We start from the raw sequence: 14,644 nt of genomic DNA, 5'->3' as shown, positions 1-14,644 counted from the left end.
TATGCTGAGCAGTCCTCAAGGCCAGCGATCCTTTCCGGCAAGAATAAGGGAAGCGGTACCGACGGACGCTTCGGCCGAGCGCGCCGAAAGAAAGGGAACCGCGAGCGTATTTTCCCGCATTCGCGTCCAGGCAGGATTGGCCGCCCCCCCGCCGACCGTGCGCACAGACAACAGCTTCGGGCCGCCCAGCTCAGCAAGCCTGTCATAGCCCGATTTTTCGATGGTGGTTATTCCCTCGAGAATTGCCTGGAAGAAGGTGACGTCATCGGCCGGGCGCGGGCTCAGCCGGGGCGGGTAGGTGGGGTCGTTGACAGGAAAACGCTCGCCAGCCGTCGCCAGCGGGTAGTAGGCGAAGCCGGTCGAAACGTCCGGCTGCAGTTGCGGTGTCATTGATTTCAGTTGGTCATCATCGAAGAATTTCCGGATGACCGCACCACCCGCGTTCGACGCGCCGCCGGCAAGCCAGAAATCGAGGATGCGGTGCGAGTAAATTCCAAAGTTGGCCGCATTTATCGGCCGCGCGCATGCAAGTTTTACAACCAGCGTGGAGCCGAGCGCGGTGACGCCGTCGCCGACTGTCGAAGCGCCCGTTGCTAGGAAAGAAGCGCAGCCGTCCGTCGTCCCCGCGAAATAGCGGCATTCCGGTGGCAGGCCGAGGGCGAGCCCCCCTGCTGTGATCGTCGACAAGGGTGAGCCGGCCCGTTTGACCGCAGGCAGCAGGGCAATGTCCATTCCGCACGCTTCCAGCCAGTCGGGCCAACGTTCGGCAGCAAGATCGTAGCCGGTCTTGAGTGCATTGTTCTCGTCACTCGTCGCGCTGGCGAGACCGAGATTCATCAGGATCCAGTCGGCCTGGTGCACGGTTGCCTGCACGCCAGGTCGGCGGGACAGGTGGATCGCGCGCGCGAGCGCGGAGGTCGCCCCTCGCGCCGGACTGTCCGGGGGCGCCTCGGTGTCGATGCGCTCGACAATGGTGCGATCGGGGCAGGGATCGTTGTACAACATTGCCTCGCCCACAGGCATCCCGCGGGCATCGATCGCGACGACCGTCCCGGACGTGCCGTCAACGGCGACACCTTCGAGTGACGCGAAGGCGTTGCGCGAGGCGAGTTCGGCAAGGCAAGACTTGACGCCGCTCCACCAGGTCGATGGCAATCGTGCGGCTGCGGCGTTCGGGAATGGGCAGGCAGCGATATCGATCAGGTTGCCGTCGTCGGACAGCAAGGCGGCGCGCACGCCGGAGGTGCCAAGGTCGATGCCAAGTGCGACGGCGGGCTTTCTGTCGGTGCTCATGCCTGTTTGCTTGCCTTGCGGTCGAGCGCCTGACGGTATTGTTCAGCCTCCCAGTGGGTCAGTTCATGCTCCTGATCGGGGCTGAGATAGGCCACCGATGCGCCATCTGGAATGCGGGAGACAACCTCTGCGAGGCAGCGCGCCATAACACGGCCGCCCGCAGTCAGTTCGTTGGCCAGCAGCACGCCGCGGCCGGGTGCAAGCAATATCTTCGGGACTGGAAGATCGCGCGAGCGGCGGGCCTTCCCATAGGCATTTGCCGTCTCTCCGTCGTCGAGCACACCGATCTCGGTGCCAAGGAAGATGACATGATCCGGATAGAGTGAACCGCGCGTCGCCACCGTCACGTTGGCCTGGCTGAGCGCCGTTTTGTGGCTGCCGGCATCCTCGGCCACGTGGAAGTCCGAACCGTCCGCCAGAGCTTGCAGCGCAACCAGATCGGCCTGCGCGGCCGCGCGCTCGTCGACGGACAGGGCGGCGGTAACGCGGGCGATGCGCTCACGCACCTCCTCCACGGTCTCGCCCGCTACGATGATGCCGTGGTTGTAGAGGATCAGCACGTCCGGTCGATTATCGGCAACGCGGTCGATCTCGTAGGCGAGTGGCGTACCCGGACGACGGTATGGGATGGTCGCCCAGGTCAGGTCGGGAAGTTTCGCCATATGTCTGGCAATGACGGCTTCGCGGTTTTCGAGCACCGAGAGCGCAATCGCGTTGACGCAGTGATAGTGGGCAACGAGCGCCTGTGGCAGGGCGGCGTGAAAACTGGTCTCGATCGACGGACGCAGACCGGAGGCATTCAGTGCCGAAACAATGAAGTCGGTTGCCTTTTCGGCGCTTGGGTCGCCGGCCCGGAGCGCCGCCACCAATGGCGCCACGGTTACGGGCACCATGATGTCGCGCTCACCGGCATGGGCAAGCCAGGTGCCGGACGCCTTTACCCACATCATGCCATCGCGCTTGAACGAGGTGTTGCCGCCAGCACCTTGCGTCTTCAGAACGTCACTGCCGATTTTCCTCGAAAGACCGAGAAATGCGTCGAAGGCCGGAATGTCTTCCGCCCGAATGCCCGAAGCCATGCTGGCCTCCTCCTCTAGAAAAACCTGTCAGCCATCGTCGGCAATTCGCACCATGATGAGCAAACTTTTCTGTAGATCGTATTGATATGATCGAACGTCGTCAACAGTGAAGAAAATACGTCACATATCTTGATTGCATCGTATTAGTGTGATTATCTTCGTTCATCGGCGAGGGAGACGCCGGAGAGGAGAACCCGTGAACGACACCGAGCGCCACAAGGCTATCATCGACCTTTTGCGGGAAACGCCCTTTGCTTCGGTGCGCGATCTTCAGGAGCGTCTCGGCGCATCTCCCGCCACGATCCGTCGCGACATCGACAAGCTTCATGAATTGGGCCGGGCCCGGAAGGTCTATGGCGGGATTTCCGCCAGCGAGGCGGGCGACAGTGGTCGCCTTTCCGCAAGGCCCTACGACGAGAACCGCGACATCGCGGTCGAGGCAAAGCGGGCAATCGCCGCCGCCGCTGCGGATCTCGTGCGCGACGGCGACTCCATCATCGTGCATGCCGGCTCGACCTGCTATCAACTGGGCACTCTCCTGGCGCGGCGCAATCTTCGTGTCTGGACCAATTCGATGCCGCTTGCCGCTCATCTTGGCGAGCATGGCACTTGCCAGCTGTCGGTCGCCGGCGGTGAGCTCTACCGTGAGCCGGGCATTATTCACGACCCTTCGGCGGGATCCCCGGGCTTCTTCGCCTCGCGGTTCTTTGTCGGCACGCAGGGCATCAGCAGCAAGGGGCTGCTCGAGTCCCATCCGTTGCTCGTCAAGGTCATCGGCGAACTTGCGGCCTGCGCGGATGAGATCGTTCTGCTGGCCGACAGCCGTAAGTTTTCGATCCAGCCGCGCAACGTTGCCCTGCCTCTGTCACGCATCGGAACGATCATCACGGATGACGGCCTGACCGATGCCGCCGCCAAGATGATGGAAGATGCCGGCGTCAGCATCGCGATCGCAACCACCGGGGGGGCAAATTGAGCCAGTCCCCCATCGCCGTCTTTGATCTCGGCAAGACAAACTCCAAGCTGTTCGTCGTTTCGGCCGAGGGCCGGGTGATCGGCGAGGCGCGGACCCGCCCCGTCTGGCGCGAACACGCGGATCTGCGCGTTCTGGATGATGCCGCTCTCTTCCGCTGGATGGAGGACGAGCTGGCGCGGGCCGTTGCGACGCACGAGGTCGATCGCATGATCTTCTCGGGGCATGGCTGCACCTTTGCGCTTGTTGCGGGCGGTGCGCTCGTTCACGCAATCCTGGATTATGAGCAGGAGCCACCCGCTGACATCGCCAGCCGTATCGACGCGATGGCGCCCGAGTTCAACGAAACCTATTCGCCGCCGCTGCCGCTGGGGTTCAACTATGGACGGCATCTGCTGTGGCTGACCGAGCGCGATCCGGGCCTCATCGCCAAGGCTGACGCCATCCTCGCCTATCCGCAGTTCTGGACCTGGAAGTTTTCCGACCGGCTTGTCTCGGAGGTTTCCTATCTCGGCTGCCATTCCAATCTTTGGGCGCCGCTGCAGGACGATTTCAGCAGCCTCGTCGATCGCATGGGCTGGCGCGGCCAGATGCCGGAATTCGCGCGCGCCGGCAGCGTCATTGGCGCGCATACGGTGACGCTCGACGACGGGCGCAGCATGAAGGTCGCGGTGCATAACGGCGTGCATGACAGCAATGCCGCGCTCTACTTCTACCGCTCGCTCGGCTTCTCGGATTTTACGCTGGTATCGACCGGCACCTGGGTCATCATCTTCAATCCGGCAAGTCCGCTTGAAAAGCTCGACGCCGCGCGCGACATGCTGGCCAATGTCACGGTCGACCATCAGCCGGTTGCGACCATCCGCTTCATGGGCGGTCGGGAATATGATGTTGCGAGCGGGGGCTGGACACAGCCGGTTTCTCCGGAGGCAGTGGCGGCAGTGATCGCCAAGCGTGCTTTTGCCCTGCCATCCTTCGCGCCCGGTGGGCCGATGCCGGGCCATGAAGGGCGTTTCGTCGGCCCGACGGTCGAAGGCGAGGAACAGGCGGCTGTCGCCATGCTCTATGTCGCGCTGATGACGGATCTGTCTCTCGACCTCATCGGCTCGGCCAATGCGATCGTCATCGATGGCGGCCTTGTGAAGACGGGACTTTATGCCTCCGTTCTGGCGACGCTTCGCTCGCAGCAAACCGTGCACACGAGCGCCAATCCGGAGGGTAGCGCCTTTGGTGCCGCTGCACTCGTCTTCGACGCGATTGGTCGCAATCCCTTCGTCAACGATTGCGTGGTCGCCGAACCTGCACTGATGTCCGGCCTCGACGAATACCGGCGGGAATGGCGGCACCATGTCGATGCCATGACATCGGGTGAACCGGCCTCGCGAAGTGAGAAGCGCGCATGACGGCAACCATGAACGGGCAGCGCGCGCTCCTGGAGATGCGGAATATCAGCAAGACCTTCGGTGTGTCGAAAGCCTTGTCGCAGGTGAGCCTTGCGGTCCATTCCGGCGAAGTGCACGCGTTGATGGGCGAGAACGGCGCGGGCAAGTCGACGCTGATGAAGATCCTGTCGGGCGCCTACACGGCCGATCCGGGCGGCTCGGTGCTGATCGACGGCGAGACGGTGACGCTCGGCGACCCTTTGAAGGCCAAGGCCTATGGCATTGCGGTCATCTATCAGGAACTTTCGCTCGCGCCGAATCTGACGGTGGCGCAGAACATGTTTCTCGGAAACGAGCCATCGCGTTTCGGCGTTGCCGATCGCGCGGAAACGCGTCGCCGGGCAGAACCTATTCTCAAGCAGCTCGGTATCGGTTTCGACGCCTCCCGCCGCGTTGCGGAACTGTCGCTGGGCGAGCGGCAGATGGTGGAGATCGCCCGGGCGCTGACCACCAATGCCCGCATCATCGTCATGGACGAGCCGACGACGTCGTTGACGAGCCGCGAGACCGACAGGCTGTTCGACGTCATTGCCCGTCTCAAGGCCGATGGCATTGCCATCATCTATATCAGCCACCGCATGGAAGAGGTCTACCAGCTCTCCGACCGGGTGAGCGTGTTGCGCGACGGCGCCTATGTCGGCACCCTCGACCGCGCGGATCTTTCCGCCAGCAAGCTCGTCTCGATGATGGTCGGCCGGGATCTCTCGTCCTTCTACAAGAAGGAGCACCGGCAGGTCGCAGGCGAACGCGCGGCGGTGCTTTCGGTCGAAAAGATCGGCGACGGCATCAAGGTGCACGATTGCTCGTTCGAGGTGCGCGCCGGCGAAGTGCTCGGCATTGCGGGCCTCGTCGGCTCGGGGCGCACGGAACTGGCACGCCTCGTCTACGGCGCCGACAAACGGACCTCTGGTGACGTGATGCTGAACGGCAGGGCGCTTGCGATCAGCTCGCCACGTGACGCGCTGGACGCGGGTATCGCCTACCTCACCGAAGATCGCAAGGCGCTCGGCCTGTTCCTCGACATGTCGATCAGCGACAACATCAATATCGGCGTGATCGCCGATGATGCGAAGGCGGCCGGTGTGCGCAACTTCGCGCGCGCGCAAGAGCGGGCGTCGCATTCGGTGAAGTCGCTCTCGATCCGCACCGCAGGCACGCAAATCAATGTCGGTGCTCTGTCCGGGGGAAACCAGCAGAAAGTGCTGCTTGCGCGTTTGCTCGAGACGAAGCCCAAGGCCATCATTCTCGACGAACCGACACGCGGCGTCGATGTCGGCGCCAAGTCGGAAATCTACCGGATCATCGACGAACTCGCCCAGAACGGCATCGCCATCGTCGTCATCTCCAGCGATCTGCCGGAAATCCTCGGCATTGCCGACCGAGTGCTGGTCATGCGCGAGGGGCGGATCGCCGGTGAAGTGACAGGTTCGGCGGAAGCGCCGATCGAGCAGGAAGCGATCATGGCGCTTGCGACCGGCTCAGCGGTCATGCGGCCTAATTGTGAAGACAGAAACGAAGAAGACGGGACGAAACCATGAGTGCAAGCGAAACCGAACAGGGCCGGATGGAAAAGCTGAAACTGCGCTCGACGCTGACGGCGCTCGGCATGCTGCCGGTCCTCGTGCTTCTGGCCATTGGCTTCCATCTGCTCAGCGGCCGGTTCCTCTCCGTCAACAACCTGTCGATCGTCATGCAGCAGGCATCGATCAACACGGTGCTGGCGGCCGGCATGACCTTCGTCATACTGACGGGCGGCATCGACCTTTCCGTCGGCTCGATTCTCGCGGCCTCGGCCATGGTCGCGGTCATGGTTTCGCTGGTGCCGGATCTCGGCATGCTCGGCATTCCCGCGGCGATCTCGGCCGGCCTTGCCTGCGGCTTCCTCAACGGCGCGATCATCGCCTGGCTGAAACTGCCGCCCTTCATCGTGACGCTCGGCTCGCTGACCGCCATTCGCGGCGTGGCGCGCCTGCTCGGTGGTGATACGACCGTCTTCAACCCGGACCTGCCGTTCGACTTCATCGGCAACGGCTCGCTGTTCGGCGTGCCGTGGCTCGCGGTGATCGCGATCGCAACGATTATCGCGTCCTGGTTCATTCTGAAGCGCACGGTGCTGGGCACCTGGATCTATGCCGTCGGCGGCAACTCCGAGGCGGCACGCCTCACCGGCATCAAGGTGCCTCTGGTGCTGCTCTTCGTCTACTCTATGTCGGGCCTGCTCTCCGGCCTCGGTGGCGCCATGTCGGCAGCCCGCCTCTATGCGGCCAACGGCCTCCAGCTTGGGCAGGCCTACGAACTCGACGCGATCGCCGCGGTCATCCTCGGCGGCACCAGCTTCGTCGGCGGTGTCGGCTCCATCTGGGGCACGCTCATCGGCGCGCTGATCATCGCGGTCCTCTCCAACGGCCTCATCCTCGTGGGGGTCTCGGACATCTGGCAGTACATCATCAAGGGCCTCGTCATCATCGTCGCCGTCGGCCTCGATCGCTACAGGCTCAAAGGGCTTGGCCGGACGTGAGGTCTGGCTGAACGAACCGGTCGCAACCGGAGACAACGGCGCGACAAGCGCCACCAAAGGAGGAAAACATGCGTCTTATGTCCACGTTGCTCGTCGGCACCGCCATGGCCGCCGCGCTCGCCATGCCCGCAGCCGCCAAGGACCTCAACAAAATCGGCATTTCGGTCGGTCTTCTCGGCAACCCATTCTTTGTTGCCACCATCAAAGGCATCGAGGATCGCGCCAAGGAGATCAATCCGAATGTCGAGGTCATTTCGGTTTCGGCCGATTACGATCTCAACAAGCAGGTTTCCCAGGTCGACAACTTCATTGCCGCCGGTGTCGACATCATCATGCTGAATGCCGTCGATGCAAAGGCCATTACACCCGCCGTGAAGAAAGCGCAGGCCGCCGGCATCGTTGTCGCCGCCTTCGACGTCTCCGCCCCCGGTGCCGACGTCACCGTCATGACCAACAACGTCAAGGCCGGTGAAGAAGCCTGCAACTACATCGCCGACAAGCTCGGCAACAAGGGTGACGTCGTCATCATTAACGGCCCGGCCTCCTCCTCGATCCTCGAACGCGTTCAGGGCTGCAAGGATGCGCTCGGCAAGCACGCCGACATCAAGATCCTCTCCGACGACCAGAACGGCCAGGGCTCGCGCGATGGCGGACTTGCCGTGATGCAGGGCCTGCTCACCCGTTTCGACAAGATCGATGCGGTATTCGCAATCAACGACCCGACCGCGATCGGCGCAGAGCTTGCCGCCAAGCAGCTGAACCGTAGCGAATTCTTCTTCACTGCGGTCGATGGTGCTCCGGATATTGAAACGTCGCTTGCCAGCGGCAATTCGATGATCAAGGCATCGGCATCGCAGGACCCTTACGTCATGGCCGGCCAGGCGCTGAAGTTGGGCGTTGAGGTTCTGAACGGCACCAAGCCCGCTGAGCCGGTCGTGTTGCTCGACCCGCAACTCATCACCGCGGAAAACGTAAAGGATTACAAGGGCTGGAGTGCCGCTCGCTAAACGTTCCTCCCAGACGGCCGGGCGCGCAGGCGAAAGCTGCGCGCCCGGCCGACCCTGTTTCAATCCATTTTCTGAGAAAGCAGCCGAGATATGTCGAAAATCGGGGTCCATTCCTTCGTCTGGAGCGCTGGCTCCTCGCGCGGCGAGCTTGAAAAGGCGCTCGAGAACACGCACAGGCTTGGCTACAAGCTCATCGAATTCTCCTATCTCGATCCGCAGCAGGTTGATGTAACGTGGCTTGCCGGTCGTATCCGTGAGCTCGGCCTTGATGTGGCGATCAGCATGGGCCTGCCTCCGGAAGGCGATATTTCCAGCGATGATACCGCGGTGGTCGCCAATGGCACGGATATTCTCGATCGTGCGGTAGCGCTCGTGCGGGATCTCGGCGGCACGAAGCTTGCCGGTATCCTGAGTTCCGCGCACGGCAAGCAGGAGCATACGCTAACCCGGAAGAGCTGGGACACCAGCGTCTCGGCACTCTCCAAGGTGGCGGACAGAGCCAGGGCCGCCGGCGTCACGCTCAATCTGGAGATCGTCAACCGCTTCGAAAGCAATATGTTGAACACCGCGGCGCAGGGCATGGCCTATATCCTCGATACGGGCGCATCGAACGTGCTGCTGCATCTCGATACCTTCCACATGAACATCGAGGAGGCCGATGTCGGCCTCGCCATCCGTCACGCCGCCGACAAGATCGGCTATATCCATATCGGTGAAAGCCACCGTGGTTACCTCGGCACTGGCACCATCGATTTTGCCGCGATCTTCGATGCACTAGTGGCGATCGGCTGGGACGACTATGTCACCTTCGAATCCTTCTCCACGACGATCGTCGACAAGGACCTGTCGCTGAAGACCGCGATCTGGCGCAATCTCTGGGACGACAACCTCGCGCTCGCCCGCCATGCCCATCGGTTCATTGAGTTGGGCCTGGAGACGGCCCGTCTGAAGGGCGAGCTCGTTTGCCAAGCCCACCTCCCCATCTAGCGGTTCAGACCTCATTTGGATCACCTACCAGCCATTGCTCGTGATGCCGGCTGTAAGGTACCTAAGCGAAGCAACTCCCACGAGTCTGATCAGATGAAAAAGCTCCAGTCGGATTGGTCTGCAAGTTTCGATTGCATTGGCGGCGTAAGGTCAACTCTCAGGCTTGGCATCATCAGCTCCATCGCAATGCGCCGCCGTAGAGCTCGACAAGCTCTTTTGATATGCTCAAGGCGGCAGCCGTCGCTAGGGACGGTCTCGTCAATCGACTCGGGTTCGAAAAGTGTTGAAGTGAAGGGGGCCCGCGCTTGCGGCGAGTGGGTGTCAGAGTTCGGGTCAGCGGTTCGACTCCCATCAAGAGCTCAGGCTTGTGATTGCGCACACCGCTCGTCGGCTGAAACTGAGAAAATGCCCTGCGTTATGCAGGGCATCCGGGTCATCTCGATATCGAGCAGAGGGGTCAGAAGACGGCAATATACTTCAGCAGAGCGATAATTCCGATGATGATGACAACGACCTGAGCAATCTGTTTGGCACGGCCGTCAAGCGGAAGTCGCCCGATGAGATAGAGGACCAGGACGATGACGAGAAATGTAATAAGAATGCTGATGAGCACTGAAGTAGCCAAAGCCCCAACTCCATAAGCCTACGCTGAATTGCGCGGTAGGGCGTAGGTATGGCGGCACTGGCGAAAAGAAAGATCGAAAAACGCGAAAATTGCACGCAGGCGAAGAGGGAGTTGAGGACGATGCGTTGCTCGCGATAGGTTCCGGCGAGGATAATGCACCTCGTCAATTACCAGCACCTGAACACCGATTGCCTCCATGATGCGCATCGCTGCCTGTTCCATCTGCGCGATATCGGCGCGTGGCGGTTGCTGTGCCCCGAGAAGGGTTAGCAGCTGGGTGTGTTTCGGCGTGGTGCCTGACCCCACCATCAGCGCCGACGGTGGACCCCAGTGACATGGGACAAACCACGAATTAATCATCATGTTAATCTACCAAGACCGGGGTCATTCTTCCGTGCCGAAGGGGGCAAACTTCAACGCTTAACAACACCCCACATCGAAGCGCTGGAGGATGCACGATTGCTGAGTCGAAAAGGCGTGCAGAAGGAGGCGTTGGTGGCAATCGAGGGCGAGGAGGAGTAGTTTGCCGATTGTTTTGGGATGGAGACAGCACGTGGTCTTATAGCGATACGATCCTATCAAACCGCAAGAATCGCGTAGTGGCTTTCGTGAGCCATTACTCAATCCGTTTGAGGTCTTCGGGGACTTGATAGGTGATCCCCTGAGAGGAAAGGCGCTGGACGGTTGTAATCGCGTTTTTCTCGTCCACACACCCTCCGTCCCGACCTAATGTGCTGATAGTCTTTGTTTTCGTTTCTGTGACCAAAATGTCGGAGAAGCCGTTTGGTGAAGGGTGCCCCATAGCGAGCGTGCGCTCGGTCGTCTGGAATTCCCCAGCGCAGTTGGTATCCCATTCGCCTTGGTGGCCCGCAACCACGATGTTATCGAGGACGGGTCTCAGTCTGTTGTCGTCGATGACAAAGAGCCACAGGGTGGTTTCCCGAAACGGATTGGGACCTGAACTTCCGCGCCGCTCAATGCGCAAGCCGAACGCAAGATCGCTGCCTGAAAGCCGGTAGTATGCGGTGTCAAAAGCGACGCGTGAGACGAAGAAGGCATCGTCAGTGAGAAGATCTGGAAGGCGCAGCCGTTGCCTGAGCTTGAGACTGTGGCTTTCGACAACGAGGAGTTCGACATCTCCGTCGTTGCCATCCTCCGACTTGCCAGTCATGAGGGGCACCGCGACGAGCATGAGCTCTGGCTGGGCAGGCCACGTCCTGCAGATTAGCTCATGAGGGTTGTCGCCAGCATCTGCCGGTAACGCGATGGTTTCGCCGCCAACCCTGAACGTCCGTTCGGAAACGTTTTGCGCAGTGGGGTAAGCTTGCCTGATGATGTCGGCGCCTCGAGTGCTGCACTCACTGCCCGCCGCTTGAGTTGTCGGTGCGGTGAAGACGATAATTGCCGATGCAGCAGCAAGCGCACCTAATTGTCGGAGCTGACAAACGAAACGTGGCGGCATGCTGCTTCCCCTCAATGATCGAGTCTGCAGTCATAGTGATCCAACGGGTTGAAAGACGCCAGCGCGGCTCGTTGGCTGCGGGTTTCGAGTTGTTCTGTTTCGTTAGCGAAAGATGGCTCAGGATCGAATGCCTGTCGGTCAGAGATCCAATCTCTCGCGTTGACACCTACCTCTTCAAATGAGAACGATTAGCGAACATTATGGAGGCTTGCTGCTGATGATTCGCTATTTCCGCTATGTCGAGCCCGAAGTCCCGCAGGAGCGGGTGGCTCCAAAATCTCCGAGCCCTAAACCACGACCCGTCGTCGTGCCACAGGTTCAGGCCGCGACGGAACCGGCACCTATATCTCTTAACACCAACATGCCGCTGCCGACTAACGAGACATTGTTGACGGGCGTCGAGCAACTCGAGCTGACAGCGCCCGTCGACCCGCTGCGAAAAGCGAAGAAAGGTAAACCCGCCCTGCGCAAGCCGAAGGTACCTGGCAGCACAGCGCCAGCATTGCCTTTGCTCACCGGGTTCGAAGTCTAGGGTGGCCGCGCTAACCGGCGTCTAAAGCACTGCCCGCCGCAATAGAGCGGATCGCTTGCAGGTACGGTTCAGTAGGCGTGCGAAAGACGCCCAGTGGACAAGGGGCGTTGGCGGGGTGGCGAGCCGTCAACTCAACATATGGGGCTAAGCTACCACCCAGACCTGCTTGAGTATCTTGGCTGCCAGTGGCGCCTTGTCTTGCGGCAGCGAACGGCCATAGTGCTACTTCACGACATCCGGCGTGTCCTGGATCGTGTACTCGCCTGCTCTTAGGCTCCTTTCCACTTGAGGACATGAGTCGCCAGGATGCCGCGAACGTTACGAGGACCATGCGGCAACCAACCCTTGATGGCCACGCGGCCGATATAGGGATTGTAGATTCCGCAGCCTGGGATGGAGGCAACCAGCCTGAACAGATTGGGGTGCTTTGTGCTCGGCGTACGTTGCTGCTTTGCTCGAATGTGCCGACATGCTAATGTTTTCACGTCGCAGGAACTCTCCCAACCTGATAGTGCGTCCTGCGATGATATGTGCACCCATAGAGCCGAGGCGATTGTCAGCGTGATCGCTTCGGCTTTTTTTGCATGCACTTCGACAATGCCTTCGTTGGACAAATTCGGGATGCTCCCTCTTGGCGTGCATTGTCGACTTGTCACAATGCACGCGTGTGCTAATATTTTTCCTGCAAGACTACCCAAAAGTCTTGTAACGAAATGTGCCTCACTAATGTGAGAAAGTCGGGACGATGGCGCGCGAAAACATTGTCCCGGCTTTTTCGTGTCCGCATTTGATCGACCGCACAACACGTCAAAGTTAATAGCGCGACTAAGGTGAGCAGCATAGATTGAACGGATTGGCAGCATTTGAGCGCGCGATAACCCTCACAAAAGTGCTCATGTTTTCGCCGGCAAGGCAGGAGCTTGCTATACACTCCACTCAGTTTCAGCCTGAAGAGTTGAATTTGGTAAAACTAATATACGATGCCATCGTGGCACTGGACTGGTTTGATGATTGCGCTGACAAACGCTCGTCGTTCGCACGCTACCTGATCGAGACGTACTCGATTGATACAATCGAACCGGAGCGGTTCCGGGCAATCGTAGAAAGTTCGGCGCGGTCGCATTACAGCCGTTTGAGATGACTATCATCCGGGGGTGGATGTGGGACTCGGTTCAGAGATGAGCCGGGTCCTTTTTCATTCGACAGACGCTAGTATAAGCGTATGGTTGCATCACCGGTTGTCTATCAATGGGTGCGACCATGAGAGTCTAACAACTTTCGTCCCGATTGGTGAGGCGAAAGATGTCGCGTGATCGTGTCCCGTGAGGTGGTGTAGCAGGAAGGCGGCCATCAGTGTTTTTCCGGTAGGGTCGGGTTGTTCAAGCCCAACCTGATGGAAAGATCACCGATGACCGACGAGATGATGAACCTGCGCTCGCTTGTTGAGAAGAGCGCGGATGTGGATTTGCTGCGGGAGATGATCGGCTTTGCTGCCGAGAAGCTGATGGAGCTGGAGGTCGGGGCGAAGACGGGCGCGGCCTATGGCGAGAAGAACGCCTTTCGGCTTGCCCAACGTAACGGCTACCGCGAGCGCGACTGGGAAACACGGGCCGGGACGGCGGAACTGCGCATCCCGAAGCTTCGTACCGGCACCTATTTCCCAAGCCTTCTCGAGCCGCGTCGCATGGCCGAGAAGGCTCTGACGGCCGTAATTCAGGAAGCCTATATCCAGGGCGTTTCGACCCGCTCCGTCGACGATCTGGTCAACGCGATGGGCATGAGCGGCATCTCCAAGAGCCAGGTCTCGAGGCTGTGCGAGGAGATCGACGACAAGGTGAAGGCGTTCCTCAGCCGCCCCATGGAAGGCGACTTATCTGTGGATCGACGCCACCTATCTGAAGGTTCGTCGCGGTGGCCGCATCGTCTCGGTTGCCGTCATCATCGCCGTCGGCGTCAGCACCGACGGACGGCGCGAGGTCTTGGGCATGGAGATTGGCACATCCGAGGCCGAGCCGATCTGGACGGATTTTCTGCGCAAACTGACGCGACGGGGTCTCAGAGGCGTCAAGCTCGTCGTCTCCGATGCCCATGAAGGGATCAAGGCCGCCGTCTCCAAGGTTCTATCGGCCACCTGGCAGAGGTGCAGGGTTCACTTCATGAGAAACGCGCTGGCCCATGCCGGAAAGAGCGGCCGACGAGTGGTCTCCGCCTTCATCGCCACGGCCTTCGCCCAGGATACGCCGGAGACCGCAAGCACTCAGTGGCGCAATGTCGCCGACCAGATCAGGCCGAAAGTGCCGAAGCTCGCCCAACTCATGGACACCGCTGAAGAAGACGTGCTCGCCTATATGACCTTTCCCAGGCAGCACTGGACCAAGCTTCACAGCACCAACCCCATCGAGCGCCTCAATGGCGAGATCAAGCGGCGCACCGAGGTCGTCGGCATCTTCCCCAACGATGACGCCATCGTCCGCCTCGTCGGCGCATTGCTGCTCGAACAGAACGACGAGTGGGCTGTCCAGCGCTCCAGATACCTGACCCTTGAGACCATCGCCGCAATGAGCGATGATCCGCTCATCAGCCTGCCCGCTGCGGCAAGCTGACCCATTCCCGGCTCCGTCCGGAAAGCATGGCGATCGCCGGAGCTAAACCACTCCTTGGGACATGATCTGTCGCGTAGCTCTGTTATACTTTTTGCAGACAAGAAAGAGTGGTCGGTCATCGTC

The 14,644-nt window shown here is 60.5% G+C and carries 11 protein-coding genes and 3 pseudogenes; 8 read left to right on the top strand and 6 right to left on the bottom strand.

Features of this window, described 5'->3' with window-relative positions:
• Window positions 1-15: 15 nt before the first annotated feature.
• Window positions 16-1,293, bottom strand: a complete 1,278-nt coding sequence (locus tag AC1RT2_RS29150; protein ID WP_493107584.1) for an FGGY-family carbohydrate kinase — start codon at window positions 1,291-1,293, stop codon at window positions 16-18.
• Window positions 1,290-2,372, bottom strand: coding sequence for a class II aldolase/adducin family protein (locus AC1RT2_RS29145; RefSeq protein WP_493107583.1), 1,083 nt, complete (start codon window positions 2,370-2,372; stop codon window positions 1,290-1,292). The genes AC1RT2_RS29150 and AC1RT2_RS29145 overlap by 4 nt, the downstream gene beginning before the upstream one ends.
• Window positions 2,373-2,568: 196 nt before the next feature.
• On the opposite strand from AC1RT2_RS29145, the gene AC1RT2_RS29140 reads away from it, so the two are divergent.
• From AC1RT2_RS29140 to AC1RT2_RS29115, 6 genes are all read left to right on the top strand, one after another.
• Window positions 2,569-3,348, top strand: a complete 780-nt coding sequence (locus AC1RT2_RS29140; RefSeq protein ID WP_069062293.1) for a DeoR/GlpR family DNA-binding transcription regulator — start codon at window positions 2,569-2,571, stop codon at window positions 3,346-3,348.
• Window positions 3,345-4,748 carry an FGGY-family carbohydrate kinase gene (locus AC1RT2_RS29135; RefSeq protein WP_493107581.1) on the top strand — a complete coding sequence of 468 codons (1,404 nt, stop codon included), beginning with the start codon at window positions 3,345-3,347 and terminating at the stop codon, window positions 4,746-4,748. The genes AC1RT2_RS29140 and AC1RT2_RS29135 overlap by 4 nt, the downstream gene beginning before the upstream one ends.
• Entirely contained in the window at window positions 4,745-6,325 is a 1,581-nt protein-coding gene (locus AC1RT2_RS29130) for a sugar ABC transporter ATP-binding protein (protein ID WP_493107580.1), read from the top strand. Before AC1RT2_RS29135 ends, AC1RT2_RS29130 begins: the two co-directional genes overlap by 4 nt.
• Window positions 6,322-7,305, top strand: a complete 984-nt coding sequence (locus AC1RT2_RS29125; protein WP_493107578.1) for an ABC transporter permease subunit — start codon at window positions 6,322-6,324, stop codon at window positions 7,303-7,305. The genes AC1RT2_RS29130 and AC1RT2_RS29125 overlap by 4 nt, the downstream gene beginning before the upstream one ends.
• Before the next feature lie 68 nt (window positions 7,306-7,373).
• Window positions 7,374-8,312 carry an ABC transporter substrate-binding protein gene (locus AC1RT2_RS29120; RefSeq protein WP_493107576.1) on the top strand — a complete coding sequence of 313 codons (939 nt, stop codon included), beginning with the start codon at window positions 7,374-7,376 and terminating at the stop codon, window positions 8,310-8,312.
• 90 nt (window positions 8,313-8,402) lie between these two features.
• Window positions 8,403-9,299: a sugar phosphate isomerase/epimerase family protein gene (locus AC1RT2_RS29115; RefSeq protein WP_493107574.1), complete on the top strand. Its 897-nt coding sequence runs from the start codon at window positions 8,403-8,405 to the stop codon at window positions 9,297-9,299.
• 457 nt (window positions 9,300-9,756) lie between these two features.
• On the opposite strand, the gene AC1RT2_RS29110 is transcribed toward AC1RT2_RS29115, so the two are convergent.
• From AC1RT2_RS29110 to AC1RT2_RS29100, 3 genes and pseudogenes are all read right to left on the bottom strand, one after another.
• On the bottom strand, window positions 9,757-9,924 hold the full coding sequence (locus tag AC1RT2_RS29110) for a Thivi_2564 family membrane protein (protein WP_257951385.1): 168 nt from the start codon (window positions 9,922-9,924) through the stop codon (window positions 9,757-9,759).
• Window positions 9,925-10,028: 104 nt separating this feature from the next.
• Window positions 10,029-10,206, bottom strand: a pseudogene (locus tag AC1RT2_RS29105) (TniB family NTP-binding protein); the annotation flags it as partial.
• A gap of 334 nt (window positions 10,207-10,540) precedes the next feature.
• On the bottom strand, window positions 10,541-11,386 hold the full coding sequence (locus AC1RT2_RS29100; protein WP_493107572.1) for a PA3715 family protein: 846 nt from the start codon (window positions 11,384-11,386) through the stop codon (window positions 10,541-10,543).
• Window positions 11,387-11,603: 217 nt separating this feature from the next.
• On the opposite strand from AC1RT2_RS29100, the gene AC1RT2_RS29095 reads away from it, so the two are divergent.
• The gene (locus AC1RT2_RS29095) at window positions 11,604-11,918 is read left to right on the top strand and encodes a hypothetical protein (RefSeq protein ID WP_493107570.1); all 315 of its coding nucleotides are present in this window, start codon (window positions 11,604-11,606) and stop codon (window positions 11,916-11,918) included.
• A 144-nt stretch (window positions 11,919-12,062) separates the two neighbouring features.
• Here the strand turns inward: AC1RT2_RS29095 and AC1RT2_RS29090 are convergent.
• Window positions 12,063-12,301: pseudogene (locus tag AC1RT2_RS29090) on the bottom strand (hypothetical protein); the annotation flags it as partial.
• A gap of 1,025 nt (window positions 12,302-13,326) precedes the next feature.
• On the opposite strand from AC1RT2_RS29090, the pseudogene AC1RT2_RS29085 reads away from it, so the two are divergent.
• Window positions 13,327-14,521: pseudogene (locus AC1RT2_RS29085) on the top strand (IS256 family transposase).
• Window positions 14,522-14,644 lie beyond the last annotated feature (123 nt).

The sequence above is a fragment of the Shinella sp. GW821-FHT11G07 genome (genome assembly GCF_058808115.1).
This window is presented reverse-complemented; position numbering and strand designations above follow the sequence as displayed.